The sequence below is a fragment of the Hafnia sp. HMSC23F03 genome, assembly GCF_001816025.1.
Lineage (GTDB): Bacteria > Pseudomonadota > Gammaproteobacteria > Enterobacterales > Enterobacteriaceae > Hafnia > Hafnia paralvei.
The window spans coordinates 1-20,534 of record NZ_KV824220.1 but is presented as its reverse complement, the minus strand read 5'-3'; the positions used below and the strand labels follow the sequence as shown (position 1 = coordinate 20,534).

General features: G+C 38.6%; 18 protein-coding genes. 16 read left to right on the top strand and 2 right to left on the bottom strand.

Features of this window, described 5'->3' with window-relative positions:
- Positions 1-113: 113 nt before the first annotated feature.
- On the bottom strand, positions 114-1,697 hold the full coding sequence (locus HMPREF3091_RS09925; protein ID WP_039187586.1) for a TerC family protein: 1,584 nt from the start codon (positions 1,695-1,697) through the stop codon (positions 114-116).
- Between the two features lie 535 nt (positions 1,698-2,232).
- Here HMPREF3091_RS09925 and HMPREF3091_RS09920 point away from each other — a divergent pair.
- From HMPREF3091_RS09920 to tmaR, 15 genes are all read left to right on the top strand, one after another.
- Positions 2,233-2,853, top strand: a complete 621-nt coding sequence (locus tag HMPREF3091_RS09920; protein ID WP_070715601.1) for a NeuD/PglB/VioB family sugar acetyltransferase — start codon at positions 2,233-2,235, stop codon at positions 2,851-2,853.
- A gap of 3 nt (positions 2,854-2,856) precedes the next feature.
- Positions 2,857-3,897 carry an N-acetylneuraminate synthase gene (gene neuB / locus HMPREF3091_RS09915; protein WP_070715598.1) on the top strand — a complete coding sequence of 347 codons (1,041 nt, stop codon included), beginning with the start codon at positions 2,857-2,859 and terminating at the stop codon, positions 3,895-3,897.
- Between the two features lie 3 nt (positions 3,898-3,900).
- A complete protein-coding gene (locus HMPREF3091_RS09910) occupies positions 3,901-5,163 on the top strand; it encodes a cytidylyltransferase domain-containing protein (protein WP_070715596.1) in 1,263 nt (420 codons plus the stop codon).
- Positions 5,164-6,327 (top strand): UDP-N-acetylglucosamine 2-epimerase, encoded by a 1,164-nt coding sequence (gene neuC / locus HMPREF3091_RS09905; protein WP_070715594.1) that lies wholly within the window; start codon positions 5,164-5,166, stop codon positions 6,325-6,327.
- A 64-nt stretch (positions 6,328-6,391) separates the two neighbouring features.
- Positions 6,392-7,621: a lipopolysaccharide biosynthesis protein gene (locus HMPREF3091_RS09900; protein ID WP_070715591.1), complete on the top strand. Its 1,230-nt coding sequence runs from the start codon at positions 6,392-6,394 to the stop codon at positions 7,619-7,621.
- On the top strand, positions 7,618-8,589 hold the full coding sequence (locus HMPREF3091_RS09895; RefSeq protein WP_070715589.1) for a glycosyltransferase family 52: 972 nt from the start codon (positions 7,618-7,620) through the stop codon (positions 8,587-8,589). Before HMPREF3091_RS09900 ends, HMPREF3091_RS09895 begins: the two co-directional genes overlap by 4 nt.
- Complete coding sequence (locus HMPREF3091_RS09890; RefSeq protein ID WP_070715588.1) at positions 8,582-9,730, top strand: hypothetical protein; 1,149 nt, start codon at positions 8,582-8,584, stop codon at positions 9,728-9,730. The genes HMPREF3091_RS09895 and HMPREF3091_RS09890 overlap by 8 nt, the downstream gene beginning before the upstream one ends.
- On the top strand, positions 9,720-10,691 hold the full coding sequence (locus HMPREF3091_RS09885; RefSeq protein ID WP_070715587.1) for a glycosyltransferase family 2 protein: 972 nt from the start codon (positions 9,720-9,722) through the stop codon (positions 10,689-10,691). Before HMPREF3091_RS09890 ends, HMPREF3091_RS09885 begins: the two co-directional genes overlap by 11 nt.
- Positions 10,688-11,545 (top strand): glycosyltransferase family 2 protein, encoded by an 858-nt coding sequence (locus HMPREF3091_RS09880; RefSeq protein WP_168168181.1) that lies wholly within the window; start codon positions 10,688-10,690, stop codon positions 11,543-11,545. Before HMPREF3091_RS09885 ends, HMPREF3091_RS09880 begins: the two co-directional genes overlap by 4 nt.
- A 12-nt stretch (positions 11,546-11,557) precedes the next feature.
- Positions 11,558-12,385 carry a glycosyltransferase gene (locus tag HMPREF3091_RS09875; RefSeq protein WP_070715583.1) on the top strand — a complete coding sequence of 276 codons (828 nt, stop codon included), beginning with the start codon at positions 11,558-11,560 and terminating at the stop codon, positions 12,383-12,385.
- Between the two features lie 2 nt (positions 12,386-12,387).
- Positions 12,388-13,344: an NAD-dependent epimerase/dehydratase family protein gene (locus tag HMPREF3091_RS09870; protein WP_070715581.1), complete on the top strand. Its 957-nt coding sequence runs from the start codon at positions 12,388-12,390 to the stop codon at positions 13,342-13,344.
- A gap of 1 nt (position 13,345) precedes the next feature.
- Complete coding sequence (locus HMPREF3091_RS09865; RefSeq protein ID WP_070715622.1) at positions 13,346-14,254, top strand: sugar phosphate nucleotidyltransferase; 909 nt, start codon at positions 13,346-13,348, stop codon at positions 14,252-14,254.
- 152 nt (positions 14,255-14,406) lie between these two features.
- A complete protein-coding gene (locus HMPREF3091_RS09860) occupies positions 14,407-15,573 on the top strand; it encodes a nucleotide sugar dehydrogenase (RefSeq protein WP_004089587.1) in 1,167 nt (388 codons plus the stop codon).
- 231 nt (positions 15,574-15,804) lie between these two features.
- On the top strand, positions 15,805-17,217 hold the full coding sequence (gndA, locus tag HMPREF3091_RS09855) for an NADP-dependent phosphogluconate dehydrogenase (protein ID WP_039186182.1): 1,413 nt from the start codon (positions 15,805-15,807) through the stop codon (positions 17,215-17,217).
- Positions 17,218-17,467: 250 nt separating this feature from the next.
- Positions 17,468-17,791, top strand: coding sequence for a PTS system regulator TmaR (tmaR, locus tag HMPREF3091_RS09850; protein WP_004089583.1), 324 nt, complete (start codon positions 17,468-17,470; stop codon positions 17,789-17,791).
- A 212-nt stretch (positions 17,792-18,003) separates the two neighbouring features.
- Here the strand turns inward: tmaR and HMPREF3091_RS22870 are convergent, their stop codons facing one another.
- Positions 18,004-18,180 carry a hypothetical protein gene (locus HMPREF3091_RS22870; protein ID WP_246839974.1) on the bottom strand — a complete coding sequence of 59 codons (177 nt, stop codon included), beginning with the start codon at positions 18,178-18,180 and terminating at the stop codon, positions 18,004-18,006.
- Positions 18,181-19,005: 825 nt separating this feature from the next.
- On the opposite strand from HMPREF3091_RS22870, the gene HMPREF3091_RS09840 reads away from it, so the two are divergent.
- Positions 19,006-20,534: inverse autotransporter beta domain-containing protein (locus HMPREF3091_RS09840; protein WP_210403551.1), on the top strand; the 1,529-nt coding region annotated here is incomplete at its 3' end.

The window sequence follows — 20,534 nt, the reverse complement described above, 5'->3', positions numbered from 1 at the left end:
AGCTAAAGCTGCTACGACCCCATCGGTGTACTTCCCCTAAAATCGCGCTTAAGTGACCAGCATTAGGCTCGGCCCGCTTTTTTCATAATAACATTTTGATTATTGACGTTTAATCAGACTTCATAATCATCTTCAGGCACTGCCAGCGGCGTTATTTTTATCTTCAGAATTCGGTGGCTGATGATTTCGAGTGGTTCAAACATGTAATCACCGATTCTAATCTGCTCGCCCACGTTTGGAATGCGCTGCAAATACTCCATCAATAAGCCTGCCAAAGTATGATATTCACGCTTTTCATCGATTGGCAACGGTATATAGAGAACCAAATCTTCCAACGGCATATAGCCGTTTGCCGTCCATGTGCCATCTTCGTTTTGCTGAATATCATGGCGAGGGTCAATGTCTTCACCAGCGACAGGGAGGTTACCTGCGATGGTTTCCATCACGTCCGTCAGTGTCACAACGCCCTCAACAGACCCGAACTCATCAACAACGAAGGCAAAGTGAGTCTGCGCTTGCCGGAATTGTTCCAACGCCATCAGTAACGATACGCCTTCTGGGAAAATCAGCGGTTGCTTAACCAACGACCTCAGATCAAGCTCTTCGCCTTGTAGCTGCTGTTTCAAGAGATCAATAACGTGAATTACGCCCAGCGGCTCATCGGCGGCATCGTCGTCGGTCACAACGATGCGGGTATGTAGATTTTTCTGCAACAGTTCGTCGAGCTTACTTTTCGGGTCGTTAAGATCCAACTGCTCAACATCATGGCGAGACGTCATGATGCTGCTGACGGTGCGTTGCGCCATGCCCAGTACGCGTTCAATCATCATGCGTTCTTGTGGGATGAACAGGTCGGCTTCACCACGGTTATCGGCAATTAAGCTCGAGGTATTGGCATCAAGCTGTGCTTCCTCATGCTTACCACTCAGCAAACGCAGCACGGCCTCAGCGGTACGCTCACGAAGCGGGCGAGAAGAGGAGAGGAAGCGGCGCCGATTGTATTGAGAAAGCTGATTCAATATTTCGATAATTACCGAGAAACCGATAGCGGCATATAAATAGCCTTTCGGAATGAGGTAACCGAAGCCTTCGGCGACCAAACTAAAGCCAATCATCAGCAGGAAACTGAGGCACAGAATGATAATGGTGGGATGCGCATTAACGAAATTGGTCAATGGCTTGCTAGCCAGCAGCATCAGGCTAATGGCGATACAGACTGCTGCCATCATCACCGCAAGATGATCCACCATACCAACAGCCGTAATCACTGAGTCGAGAGAGAATACCGCATCCAGAACCACTATCTGAATGACGACCGGCCAAAACTTGGCTCCTTTGCGCTGATTATGATTCTCATGATCTTTACCCTCGAGCCGTTCATTGAGCTCAACGGTAGCCTTAAATAGGAGGAATATCCCACCGGTGAGCATGATCAAATCACGCGCACTGAAGGAATGATCGACAAGGGTAAGAATGGGTTTAGTCAGGGTGGCTAGCCAGGAAATAGATGCCAGCAGAATCAGGCGCATCACTAACGCCAGCAATAGCCCCACAACACGTGCTTTATCACGTTGATGACGCGGGAGTTTTTCAGCCAAAATGGCAATAAAAACAAGGTTATCAATACCTAGAACAATCTCAAGCACGACCAGTGTTGCCAGCCCTGCCCAAATAGTCGGATCAGCGATCCATTCCATATGCTTTGCTATACCTTTTAAGTTGTTACGGTTATTCCTGAGGAATGATCGGTTGTTAAGCCGATGAATTCAAGTATAAGCATGCTATGGATAAGTGAAAACTATGGATAGACAGCAAAAACTTCAATTTGTATGTTAATTTGCACGTTTCTAAAACAGCTAAGCTTTTTGTGCGTATTTATCCTTGTATCAGGCCGCTAGAAGTATGAGAATTAGCCCGCAGTTGAAAACGTCAGAAATAGTGATCGCAGGGAAAGTTCTTAAAACGGAGTTAGATTAAGAATCATCCGAGGTAGGCGCTCTCCACAGAGGTGTACCCTCCCTGCACCCCTCGACAGGGGCCACATCGCCGCAAGTTTGAACAGTGCATTGGTAGCTGATGAGCCAAGGGCGGTAGCGTGGGTGGATTCAATATTGAATATAGTTGCAACTCAACATTTCCTAGCTGGTTACCATGTAAGTCATAAGTCATAAGTCATAAGTCATAAGTCATAAGTTTAATTCCATGTATTAAAACTATATCGATGGTGATTTGATGAAAAAAAAATTAATAATTATAGGGGCCGGCGGATTTGCAAAATCAGTCATTGATAGCCTAGACTATGGTCTTTATGAATTGGTCGGTTTCATTGATTCATATAAAACAGGGATGCATCAAGGCCTAAGTATTTTAGCAAATAGTATTGAAAACATAGAGTGTGCTGATAAATATTCATATTTTATTGCGATTGGTGATCCTGATATAAGAGCTATGTGGTTCGAACTATTAGATTCGTATCATTTAGATATGATTAATGTTTTTGATGCAACAGCTATCATATCTAAGCGAGCAAAGCTTGGTATTTGTATTTATATAGGAAAAATGGCCATTGTTAATTGTGATAGCATCATTGAAAATGGTGTTGTTATTAATACAAGAGCGCTGGTTGAGCACGGGAATAGAATAGGCTTCTGCACAAATATATCAACTAACGTGGTCCTGAACGGTGATGTCCGAGTCGGAGATAAGACGTTTATAGGAAGCTGTACTGTGGTAAATGGCCAATTAGAAATAGGCAGTGGAGCTATTATTGGCTCTGGGTCTGTCGTTATCAGGAATATTTCAAACAATATAGTAGTGGCAGGATCACCTACAAAATTGATTAAGGTAAGATAAACAATGAAACAAATATATATAGTTGCTGAGATTGGATGCAATCACAACGGTAGTTTTGATATTGCTAAAAAAATGGTTGAGGAGGCAAAAAACGCGGGAGTGGATGCTGTCAAGTTTCAAACCTTTAAAGCAGAACTTCTTATTTCAAAATTTGCACCCAAAGCTGAGTACCAGATTCAAACAACTGGGAATAATGATTCTCAATTAGAGATGACGAAGAAGCTTGAGCTGCCATATGATGACTATATTAATTTAGAAAAATATGCCCGCGACTTAGGGTTGGATGTATTTTCAACCCCATTTGACCTAGATTCAGTCGATTTTCTAGCGAGTAGAGGTCAAACAATGTGGAAAATACCGTCGGGAGAAATACTTAATCTTCCATATCTTGAGAAAATAGCATGCTTGCCAATTAAAAATAAAAAAATAGTATTATCCACAGGAATGTCTACTATTGATGAAATATTGATGTCTTTGTCTGTGCTAGAAAAAAACGGAATGAAAAAAAATGACATTACAATATTACACTGCAATACTGAATACCCTACACCTTATGAGGATGTGAATTTAAATGTCATTAATTCATTTAAAAATATATTTGAAGGCTACAACATTGGATTCTCAGATCATTCAGTAGGATATTTTGCAGGAATAGCATCTGTTCCATATGGAATTAGTTTTATAGAAAAACACTTTACATTAGATAAGAGCCTACCTGGTCCAGACCATAAAGCTTCGGTAACTCCAGATGAATTACGCCTATTGTGTCAAGGCATTAGAGCTGTAGAAAAATCCTTAGGAGATAGTTGCAAAAAGGTTACTATATCTGAGCGCAAAAATAAAATTGTTGCGAGAAAATCAATTGTAGCTAAAAGAGAGATAAAGAAAGGAGATATTTTTTCTATTGAGAACCTTGCTGTGAAGAGGCCTGGAAATGGTATAAGTCCTATGCATTGGTATGAATTAATCGGTCAGAGGGCACCACAAAATTTCGCTGTCGATGAATTAATACAACATAAAGATTTCCCCCCTCAGGAGGTATGATGCATGGTTTGTAATAATAAAGTAGCAATTATACCAGCGCGTTCAGGATCTAAAGGGCTTCCAAATAAAAACATCTTGACCTTAATCGATCGACCTCTAATTGCATATACAATTTTGGCTGCTATTGAGTCTAATTTATTCGATAAGGTTATTGTTTCTACTGATTCACTTGAATATAAAAAAATATCAGAAGAATACGGTGCCGAGGTTTTACTAAGAAGCCCAGAGCTTTCTTCTGATACTGCGACGTCGTATATGGTTATTGCAGATGTAATATCGAGATTAGATAGAAAACCAGATTATTTTATGCTTTTACAGCCGACATCTCCATTTCGCGATTCGAGGCATATTAAAGAAGCTGCATCGCTCTTCGAAAATAGCAAGAATTGCGATTATTTAGTGTCGGTAGCGGAAAGTCTTAAATCATCATCTTTGATCAAAGAAATTGATAAAGACCAAACTCTAAAAAATTTTGACCTAGATTACTCTAGCTATAGACGACAGAAACATCAGGAGTTTTACCCAAATGGAGCCATTTTTATTGGCTATACTGACTCATACTTAAAACAACAGCATTTTTTTGGGCCGAATAGCAAAGCTTATTTTATGACTAAGCAAGATTCTGTTGATATAGATGATGAAACAGATTTTTTGCTAGCAATAACAATTGCGAATAAGAAAAACACAAAAAAAAATCTTAACTTGCAAATAATGAATAGAATTGAGGAGAAAAAGGGAGAGATGAATAAGTGCTACCCGATAACATTTATGGGGCACTCAATTTTTGACTATTGGGATATAAAAAAAATAAATAATAAGAGCATAAACAACTTAGGTATTGCAGGAATTAATACATATGAGTATTTAGATTACATACTAAAAAAGAATTATATATCAAAGCTTGGCGAAAATGTAGTTTTGTTTTGTGGGACAAATGATATTGTTATTGAAGGTTGGAGCAGGGAAAATACGTTAGATTGGATTGAAAAAACAGCAGATATAATAAATAAAATAAATAGTAAAACTAGAATATTTTTATTATCTGTACCTAAAGTTAGGGGGCGGATGGATCGAAACAATTCGTTGATTGAGGATTTAAACGTTTATCTGAAACAGAATCTTAGAGAAGATATTAAGTTCATTGATATAACAACAGGATTAACCGATGAGTTTGGTAATCTGAGTAAAGAATATACTACCGATGGACTACACTTTACAAGATCTGCATACGAAAAATTAGAAAAAATGTTATCGAAGGTACTATAAATGAAAAAAGTTGTCTATGTGACCGGTTCAAGGGCTGAGTATGGCATAATGAAAAATTTGTTACTAGCTCTAGATAAAGAATCAGGAATTGATTTAACAATAGTTGCTACAGGAATGCACTGTGAAAAAAAATATGGGGAAACTTATAAAATAATTGAAAAAGATGGGCTTTCGATTAGCAGACTAATACCTATTGATATTAATACAGAAAATAACGCAGCTATCCTAAAGTCTATGTCAATATGTCAGCTAGAGTTTGGCAAGTTTTTTGAAAAGAATAAATTTGATGCAGTAATCCTACTTGGAGACCGCTACGAAATTTTTTCCGTTGCGATCGCGGCAGCTATGAATAATTTGCCAATAATTCATATACATGGGGGAGAGAAAACACTGGGTAACTATGATGAATTCATCAGACACTCGATCACAAAGATGAGTAAGCTCCACTTAGCTTCGACTGAAATTTATAGGCAACGAATCATACAATTAGGTGAAAAGCCAAGTACTGTATTTTACGTTGGTGCGATGGGAGCTGAGAATGCGCTGTCTATGCCGTTACCCAGTAAGTCAGAGCTTATCAAAAGATTTGGAGAAATGGCAAAACCATATTTCATGGTAGTTTATCATCCAGAAACATTGTCAGATCAAGCTCCCGAATTACAATTCGATAATTTACTTACGGCACTGGCAAACTATACTCATAAATATGATTTTATTTTTATAGGTTCTAATTCAGATACTGGTTCGGATAAAATAACAAAAAGAACTCTAGATTTTTGTAAAAAATACTCATCCAAATATTTGGTTTCTGTAACAGTTGAAGATTACTTAGCTTTAAATAAATATTCCAAGGGGCTGATTGGGAATTCATCATCTGGCTTGATTGAGATTCCATCATTTAAAATCCCAACGATTAATATTGGAAACAGACAGGCTGGAAGAGTTAGAGGTAGAAGTGTAATAGATGTGCCCTGTGATACCGCTAAAATATTAGAGGCTATTGAATTTAGTCAGCAAAAAGAGTTTGAATTTATTTTAAAAAATGATAATAATCCATATTATAAAAAAGATTCTATGAGAAAATCCTTAGATATTATAAAGATCTTCCTCGCCTCCAATTTTGGGGAAGAGGTCAAGGATTTTTACGATCTTAAACTTAATTAGCAAGTACATATGGCATAAAAAATGACATTCTATTGGAATAATATACATCTTCTGAGCGTATAAAATGCAGTTAAGTTCGAAACTTTTGTCACACTCAGTTGTATATCTTAGCTGTGAACTGCTTGCAAAGTTAGTTCCTTTCATGATGTTACCATATCTGACTCGAGTTTTAAGTATGGACGAGTTTGGTAGAATTGGACTAATTAATGCACTTCAAGCTTTAGTTATCATTGCTATAAATTGGAGTTTTGAAGGTGGCGTTATAAGATATTATTATCGCTATGGAAGAAATGGCATAAATAGTACTTTATACGCTAGCTTTATTTTGATTAGCACGCTGAATTTATTCGCGATATTTATTAGTTTAATTATTGACAACAATTTACTGTTATTGGCTACGTTATATGCTTATTTGCAAGCTGTATTCAATATAAGTCTATCGGTTAAACAATGTCAAAAGAAAGTCCTAGAGTACGGCTTGCAGCAAATATTATTTTCAATCATGGGCGTAGGCTTTACTGTATTATTTTTTAATATTTTCGAGTATACAGCTAAAATCAGAATTCTTGCATTGTGTCTTGCTTTGCTTATATGTTCATCTGCGTGCATATGCACTATTATTTTTAATAAAAAAATAAAACTCATTAGGATTTTTAATAATAGATTGGCGTGGAGGAATATCAAATATTTAGCAGCCTTCGGCTTACCGTTAATTCTACATCAGCTAAGTTTATTCTCTAAAGGGCAATTAGATCGGCTTGTAATCGCTGACGTATATTCACTTCCCGACTTGGCTAAATATACTGCATCGATACAAATATCAAGTGCATACTTAGTAGCTATTACTGCATTGAATAAAGCATCGATGCCATTTTATTTTGAATATTTAAAGAATAGTAATGGCAAGAATAAAATCTTTAAATGGGTGTTAATATCTTTGATTGCTGGAGCTATTCCTGGGGGGATCTCGTTATTATTACCTGATTCATTTTTTACTTGTGTTTTTGGTGCGAAGTATGTTGGGCTTTCGTACTTTGTATCTATTTTTGTGTTTGGTTTCGGGTTGCAAGTCCCATATCTTGTTTTAGTAAACTATTTGTTTTTTTTCAATAAAACAACACTCATTGCTATAAGCACTGGTGTTTCAAGTTTAGCGTACTTGGGGATATTATTTATATTGGCTGGCCATGGAATGAAATATATTCCTCTTTCAATGCTAATTTCTAATTTGATCTGCCTTCTCATTCTATCTTTTTTTGTTAGGCGACACATGATTAAAATGGCGACTATATGAATTTGCTGATTTGTTATACCCCACTCCAAATATTAATTGCAACTAAGCTCATCGAATCCTCAAAAATAAAAGGAGTAAATACTTTTTTCATATATTATAATTATAATAAAACTGTGAAGACTGATTTCTATTGCGCCAAGCTGAGGGAAATGTGCAGAGATGGCATTGAAATAAATAAAAGATTCAGTTTTGGTTTATTGATGAAGTTGCGATTCTTGTTGAGAAATAAAATTTTCGATGAGGTATATTTGGCTAGTGTAAATGATAGGATTGCTCATTATATACTGTCTTTTATTACTTTTGATAAGCTTTATACATATGATGATGGTACAGCTAATATATTCAAAAATAGTTTTTTTTACGAGAATGACAAAAGTCAATCAAGCTTAAAATCCTTAGGGCACTATATTTTGGGTCGTAAGTTTTACCTGCAGGATATTATAAGTAAATCATATAAGCACTATACTATATATAATAATAAAAAGAACATTATTGATAATATCGAATATATAGACATTTTATCAACAATAGCCAGCACTACGTTGGATAATAATATTGAAAAAGAGTGTAATATAGTTATTGGCTCCGTCTTGCCAGAAATACTTGTCCCAAATGCTCCACTTTCTGTGGTTTCTAGAAAAATTAAGGTTTTTGTACGCTCACTTGAAAATGTTACTTACATTTGTCATCCTAGAGATAAATCAACTGAATTTGATGATTATACATTGAATAAGCATTTGATTTTTGAGGATATTATATCTCAGTTATTAATGGAATATCAAAAAATTAATCTTTATGGATTTGTGAGTAGTGCCCATTTTAATATCTTAAATATAAATACGGACAGAGTAAATTGCTTTGTGTTTGTATCTGGATTATTAAAAGAAAAATATGCGGGATTAACGAATGTCGCGATTTCTGAAGGTTCTAAAACTTTCGATTTTGACAAGGTTGATGTCAATGGATAAATCTGTGTTAGCTAAGAACAGTAAAAATTATGCAGCTGAAAAATTATGGCTAATATTATACTCTACTATATTTGTTATTGGATTTTTATGCTACGTTTTCGGCGGTAGTGTTCTTCCTGGAATATTTATGGTAGCCATGTTGCTATCTAGCGTGCTTGTTTTGGTTGATGGGATAAAAAAAAATGAACTATTGACTGCTGTTTTTTTTCTTTTTCTTTTCCTTTTTGGCGCATTAATTACATCAAAGGAAAGCGAGCGACTTGCAATAATTGTCAACTCATTTATATTTTTTGCTAGTTTTTTATTGTCATGCCATTTAATGAAGAAAAGAGTAGCTATTAATTTTTCAATATTTTCATTTTTATTCTCCCACCTGTATTTTCTAGGTTTTGTATTTTATTGTCTATATAAGTTTGGCACCGTCAATGAAAATCTATACAACTCTATATTTGAAGGAAATAGCCGTAATATTGTATCTGCAGTTTTACTGATGACGTCTGTTTTTTTGTTTTTTTCCTCATATTTATTTAAAGAAAAAGTATATTTTAGCGCACTTGTACTAGATTTGATTTGCTCAGTTTTACTTTTTGGTCGAAGCGGCATATTTCTATCTTTCGCAGTATTGCTTCTAGGAATATACGTTAAGTTTTTCAAGGGGAGTTTTTTAAAGGGTGTTGTGCTATGCACGATGATAGTTTTATTTTTTTCAATTTCTTTTGCGTTTTTGGGTTTAGATGAATTTACATCATTGCTAGATAAAACGAACATCTCGTCTGGATTTGACACGCCAAGATTTGAAATGTGGTCTCAATATATAGAAAATATGGATATCAGAAGATTTTTTCTGGGAGGTGATTTTTTTTATAGTCCGGCAATAATGGCATTTAATGGAAACCCTCATAATTCATTTATAATGTTACAAAGTCGGTTTGGTATCTGTGCTATAGTACTTTTTTCAATAATGATTTATCGATTATTTTTTTTAATTAGAACAGACGTCGTTTTGTTCTTTTTAATTATGACCTTATTTATAAGAATGTTTTTTGATGTTTTTGCTTTATTTGGCTTCTTCGACTATATCTGGATTTGCATGCTATTCGGCTTGAGAAAAAATAATGAGGCTGTTTTCTATGAGAGATAAAAAAATACTATCTATAATAATGCCTGTATATAATGTTGAAGATTATGTTCGTGATTCTATATATAGTGTTATCTCTCAAAATGAGTTTGATGATATGGTTGAGCTAATTATTGTCAACGATGGAGCTACTGATTCTTCGGGAGAGATTATTGAGAACATTCTTGCTGTTGAGCAAAATAAAAACATAATATATCTTACTCAAGAGAACCAAGGCTTAAGCGCGGCTCGAAATGCAGGTTTGAGTGTTGCACGGGGCGAGTTTATTGGCTATCTTGACTCAGATGATTTGCTTCATAGCAAATTCCTTAAAATTATTTTAAGCATTTTACTGGATAAAAATAATGCTGATATTATTAGATATAATTATTCCTTTTTTAAGGGAGATAGAACTAACATAGATGACTCAAACTTTGAGGATACTTCCTTCTACCTAAAGAGATTTTACGGTGAGGATATTATTAAACATGAAATTAATGATGGCTCATGGTATGCGTGGAGGCGGGTTTATAAAAGAAACTTATTTGATGGCACCCTTTTCCCGCAGGGAAAAAAATATGAAGATGTTATAACTATTCCGTCTATAGTCTTAAAGGCGAAAGAGTTAATCGACCTTAATATCCCTCTTGTTTATTATCGTTCTAACCCTATGGGTATAACAAAAAACACAAGCGCGAGGGAGTCACTAGACGTATTGTATTCTATTGAGTGTTTTAAATATAGAGCTATCCCCAAAGGGGTAAGTGATTCTTTAATCAGAGAGTTCAATCTTTCAGTTGTTAAAATATTTATAAATCTGGTGTGCTTATCTAAAAACACAAAAATGAAATTTTTATTCGCTTTACAAGCAATTAGATTAGGAAAGTATAATTTTCACTTAACTGAGTATAGTAGCCTTCTGAGGCATTATTTTATATGTAGGTTAAAGGGGGTAATATCCAAAGCATGGAGAGCGTTAAAGTGAATATTAGTGTCATCATAACAACTAAAAATAGAGAGTCACTTTTACTTCAAGCTCTAGAATCTATCTATAAACAAACGGTACGGGTTGATGAAATTATAGTCATTGATGATGGATCATGCAGTCCTACAAAGCTTCTCGGCGATGTGAAGTATATTCATAATAAAATAAGCCTTGGGACTGCAGCAGCAAGAAATTTAGGCATGAGTCTAGCTAGAGGAGATATCTTGTTTTTTCTTGATGATGATGATATCTGGCTATCTGAACATGTTGCATCTCATTGTAAGATATTTAGCGAAAATGAAAATATCGGTCTGTGCGTCTCTATGAAAAACATATTTTTTTCTGATGATAAAAAAATATTAAGAACAACAGGGCCAGTTAAACAAAAGAATATTTTTTCTAGCAATTTTATTGGCGGCCCTAGTTCTGTATCTATACGAAAGAAATTTGCTGTTGAGTTAGGAGGCTTTCAACCTCAACTGAAAGCTATGGAGGATTATGAGTATTGGATTAGGTTTTGCTTAAAATACTCATCAGACTCTATTGCAATATTGAATGCTCCTACAATAATGTATCGAGTATCAGCTAGTAAAAACTCTAATGTGAGTCACCATGTATCAAATCATATAAGCGCAGCAAATTATATCTGTAAGGAATATATCGACCGATGTAATCGAGAAGATTATGAAAAGCTTGCACTCTACCTAGATTTCACGGTGGCTAAAACAATACATAGAATATCTTACTATAAAATGATTCTATTTTTGTTTAGCTGTAAAAAAATTGATCGTCGATTTTTAAAACTAGTAATTCCCTACAAAATATTAAATCTATTTGGGATTTATTCTTCGTAGAAGAGATAGCACATGGTTAAATATCCTAGATTCAGTGTTCTTATGTCGGTTTATAAAAATGAAAAAGCAGATAGTCTTGATGACTGTTTAGCTAGTATTGCAGTACAGTCATTAGCACCATCAGAGGTTGTCATTGTTTTAGATGGTCCTGTATCTGAAGATATATTGGTGCTAATCGCTAACTATCGCGATAAGCTAAATATAACTGAAGTCCCTTTAAGTGAAAATGTTGGACTTGGTTCTGCGCTCAACATTGGTATGCGGTATTGCAAATCTGATGTTATCGTTAGAATGGATACAGATGACATATGTGACGCGGATAGGTTTTATAAGCAAATTAATTATATGGACTCGAATCCAAATATAAGTCTTCTTGGCTCCGCTGTTGAAGAGTTCAATGAGGACTTTTCAGTGTCACACTGTGTAAAATTTTCAGTTATGGAACACAATGCGATTCTTAAATATGCAAAAATCAGAAACCCATTTAATCATATGTCGGTCGCATTCAAGAGAGATGATATCTTATCAGTAGGTGGCTATATTGATCACAAGTATATGGAAGACTATAATCTTTGGCTAAGAGTTTTGGCCCACGGATACCAAACTCATAACTTGGAAGATGTGTTGGTTTATGTTAGAGCTGGTGACTCTATGATTTCACGGCGTAAAGGTAGGGATTATATTAAAAGTGAATACAAGCTTTTAAAGTTAAAAATAGACTTAGGTATTGATAGAAAATTTCATGCTATAATTATTTTTATTGCTAGATCCTTACCAAGGATATTACCAGTATATATTTTGAAGTATATGTATTCTTTTTTAAGAAAAAATAGGACGTAGTTATGTTAGCTATAATCGGTGGATCAGGTTTTATTGGGAGTCGTCTTGCTTCTCTACTTCGCTGTCATGGCATCTCATTTAAAATAATTGATATTAAAGAGAGTAAGGTTTTTCCTGATGCATATTGCTATGGTGATGTTACTAAAGAAACTAGCTTGGTAGACGCGTTGGGAGATACAACTTGCATAATAAATTTGGCTGCTGAGCATAAAGATAACGTTCACCCTATTAGCCGTTACTATGATGTGAATGTAAAGGGTGCAGAAAATGTTTGTGCTGCAGCTGAGCAGTTAGGTATTAAACACATTGTTTTCACATCTTCAGTAGCTGTATATGGATTTGTTGAAAAAGAAACTGGTGAAGATGGTGAGTTTCATCCGTTTAATGACTATGGAAAGTCAAAACTTGAGGCGGAGCATGTGTATGATGCATGGCAAGCTAAGGATGCTGATCGTACATTAGTAACTATTCGACCAACCGTTGTATTTGGTGAAAACAATCGAGGTAATGTTTACAATTTATTCCGTCAAATTGCTTCAGGTAAGTTCTTAATGATTGGGGCTGGCAATAATCAGAAGTCTATGGCTTATGTTGAAAATATTGCAGCCTTCTTAAACTTTGCTACAACATTTGAGTCTGGTCGCCATGTATTTAATTACATAGATAAACCTGATTTTACAATGAATGAACTGACGGATGTTATTTGTACAGCGTTGCATCGAAAAAAGAATAATATTCGTATCCCATATGCGGTTGGCATCACTGGAGGGTATTGTTTAGATATACTGTCGAAGATCACGGGAAAAGAATTCCCAGTGAGTAGTATCCGAGTTAAAAAATTCTGTGCTCGCACTCAATTCAAGTCTAACAATATTGCGGCAACAGGTTTCAAGGCTCCAGTGACTCTTGAACAAGGAATTGCGAATACAGTACGCCATGAATTCTTGGAAAAACACTAAAATGACTAATCTAAAAGCCGTCATCCCCGTTGCTGGCCTTGGCATGAAAATGCTGCCAGCGACCAAAGCAATTCCTAAAGAACTTCTGCCGATCGTTGATATTCCTCTGATTCAGAAGATCGTTAACGAGTGTGTTGCTGCTGGCATCAAAGAAATTGTATTGGTGACTAACTCATCCAAGAATGCCATCGAAAACCACTTCGATACTTCTTATGAGCTAGAAGCTTTATTGGAAGCGCGTGTTAAGCGTCAGTTGTTGGCTGAGGTGCAATCCATTTGCCCTAAAGGTGTCACAATTAATAGCGTGCGTCAGCATAAGCAACTGGGGTTAGGGCATGCCATTCTCTGTGCCAAACCGCTAGTGGGTAATAACCCATTCGTTGTAGTGCTGCCAGATATTCTGCTCGATGAGTCAACTTTTGATGCTACGAGTGAAAACCTAGCGGCTATGGTTGAGCGGTTTAAAGAGACAGGTCGTAGTCAGGTTCTTGTGCAGTCAACGCCTATCGAGGCCTTGTCTGAGTATTCCGTTATTAATTGTGATAACGAAGTCCTAGAACCAGGCCAAACGGCGCGCATGACCTCTATTGTTGAGAAACCTGAGAATGCAGAGATGTATAACTCTGATTTGTCTGCGGTAGGTCGCTACGTTCTTTCAGGTTCAATATGGCCTATTCTTGAAACCACCGGTTATGGTGCGTGGGAGCGTATTCAGCTTTCTGATGCTATTGCCACGATGTTGCAGCATCTGCCTGTTGAGGCCTATCGATTAGTGGGCAAAGCGTACAACTGCGGAGAAAAGCTGGGTTATGCTGAGGCATTTGTTGCATACGGGCTGAATCACCCATCGCAGGGGAAAGAATTTAGAAGCTGGTTAAAAACAGTGCAGGCATCCTTGCATAAGAAGTAAAGTAGTGACATAAATATTTTAGTTAAACCTTTTTTCAACAAGCTTATAGAAAGCCTCGTGAATGAGTAACGAATTGATATCGGCGTCTATTCACGACCCTATACAACGGGGTAGAGTATATTCAATCTCTCTACTCTGTCGTATAGGCAAAGATGAAAATAGCAATCAGCGGTACAGGCTATGTTGGGCTCTCTAATGGCATTTTGATTTCTCAGCACCATGAGGTTGTGGCATTAGATATTATCGAGTCAAAAGTTCATCTGTTGAACCAGAAAAAATCACCGATTTCCGATCCGGATATAGAAAATTATCTGACTAATAAACCCCTTAATTTCCGTGCAACGATCGACAAAGAAGACGCTTACCAAGGTGCTGATTTTGTCATTATTGCTACTCCGACCGATTACGACCCTAAAACTAATTACTTTAATACCTCGTCTGTTGAGTCTGTGATCAAAGACGTGATGGCTATTAATCCTAACGCGGTAATGGTGATCAAATCGACGGTGCCGGTTGGTTATACGCAGAAAATTCGTGAAGAGTTGGGGGTTGAAAATATCTTCTTCTCGCCAGAGTTCTTGCGAGAAGGGCGCGCACTTTACGATAATCTTCATCCATCCCGTATTGTGATTGGCGAGCGTTCTGAGCGTGCTGAAAAATTTGCTGCGCTGCTGGTTGAAGGCGCGATTAAAGAAGATATTAAAGTTCTCTTTACGGATTCCACTGAAGCTGAAGCAATCAAGCTGTTTGCCAACACTTATTTGGCTATGCGAGTTGCATACTTCAATGAGCTTGATAGCTATGCAGAGGCTCTTGGCTTAAACACGCGTCAGATTATTGATGGTGTATGTTTAGACCCTCGTATCGGTAATCATTACAACAATCCATCGTTTGGCTACGGCGGCTACTGCTTACCGAAAGATACTAAGCAACTGCTTGCAAACTATTCGTCAGTGCCGAATAACCTTATCGGCGCCATTGTGGATGCCAACCGCACACGTAAGGATTTTATCGCTGAGTCCGTGTTATCGCATCATCCTAAGACGGTGGGTATTTATCGCCTTATTATGAAGAGTGGTTCGGATAACTTCCGAGCCTCCTCCATTCAAGGGATCATGAAGCGCATCAAAGCTAAAGGTGTTGAGGTCGTTATTTACGAACCTGTGATGGAAGAAGATACTTTCTTTAACTCGCAGGTTATGCGCGACCTAGATGCGTTTAAAGCGCGCTCTGATGTGATTATCTCTAACCGTATGGATGAGAAATTGGCTGATGTAGCGGATAAAGTGTATACCCGTGACCTGTTCGGCGGTGATTAATCCTTTCGACGTAGCTCAGATAGGTAACATAATTGTAAAAGCCCGCTTGCGGGCTTTTTTTATATTTTAAACTCACAGTTTTAGCAAACGTATGCGTACACCTTCTGAACGCTTGAAATATCTATCGCATCAATCGCTATCCCATTAATAGCAAGCTGAGTTAACATAGCTGCCACACATGTGCTGTGAGGAGAGTCCTCGCAGGTATCATCCCTTAGACAGGAGTTTCCAATGTCCAAACAACAGATCGGCGTTGTCGGTATGGCAGTGATGGGGCGTAACCTTGCGCTCAACATCGAAAGCCGCGGTTATACCGTATCCATCTTTAACCGTTCCACGGACAAGACCGACGAAGTCGTTGCTGAGAACCCGGGCAAGAATTTGGTGCCGTTCTATACGGTGCAGGAGTTTGTTGAGTCCCTTGAGAAGCCTCGTCGTATCCTGTTGATGGTGAAGGCCGGTGAAGCTACCGATAAGACTATCGACTCTCTGAAACCTTATCTGGAAAAAGGCGACATCCTGATCGATGGCGGTAACACGTTCTTCCAAGACACCATTCGTCGTAACCGCGAATTGTCGGCTGAAGGCTTCAACTTTATCGGTACCGGTGTATCCGGTGGTGAAGAGGGCGCTCTGAAAGGGCCATCCATCATGCCTGGCGGCCAGAAGCACGCCTATGAGCTGGTTGCTCCAATCCTGAAGAAGATTGCTGCGGTTGCTGAAGATGGCGAAGCGTGCGTCACCTACATCGGTTCCGATGGTGCGGGTCACTACGTAAAAATGGTTCACAACGGCATTGAATATGGCGATATGCAGCTGATTGCTGAAGCTTATTCTCTGCTGAAGCATGGTCTGAATATGTCTAACGACGATCTGGCCAGCACCTTTACCGAATGGAATAAAGGTGAACTGAACAGCTATCTGATCGACATCACCAAAGATATCTTCACTAAAAAAGATGAAGACGGTAAATATTTGGTTGATGTGATTCTGGACGAAGCTGCTAACAAAGGTACTGGTAAATGGACCAGCCAGAGTTCTCTGGATCTGGGCGAGCCACTGTCGCTGATCACTGAATCTGTCTTTGCTCGCTATATTTCTTCCCTGAAAGATCAGCGTGTTGCCGCATCTAAAGTGCTTTCTGGTCCTAAAGCTCAGGTGTTCAGCGGTGATAAAGCTGAGTTCATTGAAAAAGTACGCCGTGCGCTGTATCTGGGCAAAATCGTTTCTTATGCTCAGGGCTTCTCCCAGCTACGCGCTGCGTCGGAAGAATATAAGTGGGATCTGAACTACGGTGAGATCGCTAAGATTTTCCGCGCAGGCTGCATCATTCGTGCGCAGTTCCTGCAGAAAATCACCGATGCTTATGCTCAGGATGCTTCGATTGCTAACCTGCTGTTGGCGCCGTACTTCAAGCAAATCGCTGATGAATACCAGCAAGCGCTGCGTGACGTCGTCTCTTACGCGGTACAGAACGGTATTCCAACCCCAACCTTCTCGGCGGCTATCTCTTACTACGATAGCTACCGCTCAGCCGTACTGCCTGCCAACCTGATTCAGGCGCAGCGCGACTACTTCGGTGCGCATACTTATAAGCGTACGGATAAAGAAGGTGTATTCCACACTGAGTGGCTGCAAGACTAATGTTCTGAGTGTTGAACATAAATCAAGGATCCGGGCTTGCCCGGATTTTTTTTGCTTCAAAAAAGACCGTTTGCGCAAAAACGCAGCATTTGGTCATCTTTATTCACCATTCGATGTGTTTTTATCATATTGCTGACTGGCTAAACTGGGTAATATAAAGAAAGTGAGGGGCTATACCTCGAAGCCGTGAAACGGTATCTTGTTAGTCACAGCCTGATTTGAAGTTTTCTACTTAAGCAAAGGTATCAAGATGGAAAATGTGAATAAGCCGACTTTCCAAAACGTTCTGGAATTTGTGCGTATGTTCCGCCGTAAAAACAAGCTGCAGCGTGAAATCGTGGATAATGAGAAGAAAATCCGTGACAACCAAAAGCGCGTGTTGCTGCTGGACAACCTGAGCGAGTACATCAAGCCAGGTATGAGTGTTGAAGCGATTCAGGCGATTATTGCCGATATGCGCGGAAACTATGAAGATCGTGTTGATGACTACATCATCAAGAATGCCGATCTGTCTAAAGAGCGCCGTGAGCTATCTAAGAAGCTTAAAGCGCTGGGCGAAGGCGAATCTAAGTAATCTCAACGGGCAGGGCATTCTGCTCTGCCTGTTCTCCATTCTCTCAGGCGACTTACCCTGTTTTGTCGAATAATCCCTAGCAAATAACGTTGTGACTCTTTATAGAGGCTCGTCGCTATTGTCTCGCGCGCATAAAAGCAAAATAAGTTAGCTTTCTAGGATTCGGCTCCTCTGACTGAGAACTCAGCGGTCATGAAGCTCTAATATCTCAATTACTGCGTGTCCCCCGAAAAACGGGTGGTTTTCGTATCATAGGGCGATGTGAGTTTATCACCATCAATCTCAATGATGACCTGATTAGGTCTGGCTTCAAAATAAGTACTGGAACTTAATTCATCAAAATCAAATTTAGTCATGAAATTTTTTATGGCATCTTCTTCCCATTCCATTCATGTGCGTGAGTTTTTCCTCTCAAAAAAGTGACGATAATGCGAAATTTCACAGGGCGTATATTTCCCGTCAAGAAAATAAAAACGAAGCGGGTGTTTTTGTAACACTCCGATCCTTTATGTGTAAATTGGCATGTATATACTTTAAGTGTTCTTATGGTTTTTGCGTTGGAACGGGCTATTTACCATCAAGATAAATAAACATTGTTTGAGATTTGGCGACATCCCTACTGGATTGAGTAGCCGATGGCTATCGCTTCGTCTTTCTTTCCATCTATGCGAGGAGAGCGCTGAGCCGCGGAGCGGATTGCGCTTCAAGGTTATTGCTGCAGTGATAGATTGCATACAATTGGCGAACGTATTGCTAATTAGCATTCTTTAATTCAATGAATTTTTGGTATCCAAATTTGGACTGCATATTGATGAGTTTTTTTTGCCCCTCTTCATACATTAGTAATGATTGACAATATACTGATAACTAGCAAAATAAGCCAAAAGCTATTTTGAAACGTCAATTTAATATAATTGCCAGTTGTTTTATAGCGAAAATGTCTCTGTATTCATTTTATGCAGTAATTAAATTAATTATTGGGCTATCTCTTTATCTCGTATATTTTCATTTTTATATCACTAAAGCGCGCTCTGGCTGATATAGAAGTGGGTAATCAATCTTTGTGTAAGAATCAAGGCAATATGGTCATGATAAATATAATGCAGTGTAAAATGCTGAGGGTTTTTCTTTGCAGTCAGACGATTCTTCTTACCTTTTTTTTCTTTATATTCGCTTTACCGGCCACCTCTTCAGAGGTAGCCGATCTGCAAGTAATGCAGCCAGATAGCCTGAACGTTATATCTTCTCAGGTGGGATCAACGCTGGCGGAGGTCTCCCAGCACGGCGTGGCCGAGAGTGCGCAGTCAACCGCTGGTTCGTTTGCCACTAATGAAATGCAAAGTTGGCTGAGTCAATTTGGTACGGCCAGCATTGAATTGAACGTTGATAACAGTGGAGATTGGGGCAATAGCGCATTTGATTTTTTAACCCCGCTGTATGACTCTCAGCAATCAATGTTGTTTACCCAAGTCGGTCTACGAGCACCAGATGGGCGCACAACAGGAAATATGGGAATGGGCGTCCGTACTTTTTATCATAAAAACTGGATGTTCGGTGGGAACGTCTTCTTTGATGATGACTTTACCGGAAAGAACCGGCGTATTGGTGTGGGCGCTGAAGCATGGACTGATGATTTAAAGTTATCCGCTAACACTTATATAGGAACTACCGAGTGGCACCAGTCACGTGACTTTGACGATTACAATGAAAAACCAGCAGATGGTTTTGATTTGCGTGTCGAAGGCTATTTACCTGCTTATCCGCAGTTGGGTGCCAAATTAATGTATGAGCAATATTATGGCGATGATGTTGCTCTATTTGATAAAGATAATTTACAAAGTAATCCATCAGCAATGACAACAGGGATCAATTATACGCCAATCCCTTTGATATCAATGGGGATTGATTACAAGCGTGGCCAGAGTGCTATGTCGGACACGCAGTTTAATCTTAACCTGCGTTATGACATTGGGCGCGATTGGCGTGATCAAATATCGCCAACTCAGGTGGGAGTACAACGCAGTTTAGCGGGCAGTCGTTATGATTTGGTTGAGCGTAATAATGCCATTGTGCTGGCTTATCAGAAAAAAGACCTAGCGAAGACCCTGAACGATTTAAGACTCAATGTCAGTAAAAACAATAGTCCTGCAGATGGTATCTCAACGGATGAACTATCGGCACAGGCCGTTATGTCTGATGGATCTCCTGCATCAGGTGTGAATGTGCATTGGAGCGTCTCGGCTGATGCTCAACTGGCTGCAAGCACTAGTGTGACGGATAGCCAAGGTATCGCGAATGTTGGTGTCACTAGCAAGAAGGCACAGCAAGTACTTGTTCAAGCCTCGGTGGATACGCTTTCGAGATCGACTTCGGTGATGTTTAGCCAATCAGTAAATAGCGTCAACCTATCGTTGGTAAAAAATAACAGTAAACCAGATGGTACAGATGAGAATACTGGTGAGCTTGTTGTGAAAGATTTTGATGGTCAAGCTATTAATGGCGCTGAAGTTACATGGGAAGTCGATCATGGTGCTTCCATTGTCCATCAGCAATCCACTACCGACAGCCATGGAAAAGCGGTAGTTGGCTTTACCAATGTGCATGCCGGAGAGGTTAGGCTTAATGCAACCGTTGATGCCAAATCTAGTTCCGTGGTTTCCCAATTCAGCGCAGCATCGGTGGGGCAAGTGATGACTAGCATGCTCCAAGATAATCAGTTAGCCAATAATAGTGCGGAAGACAC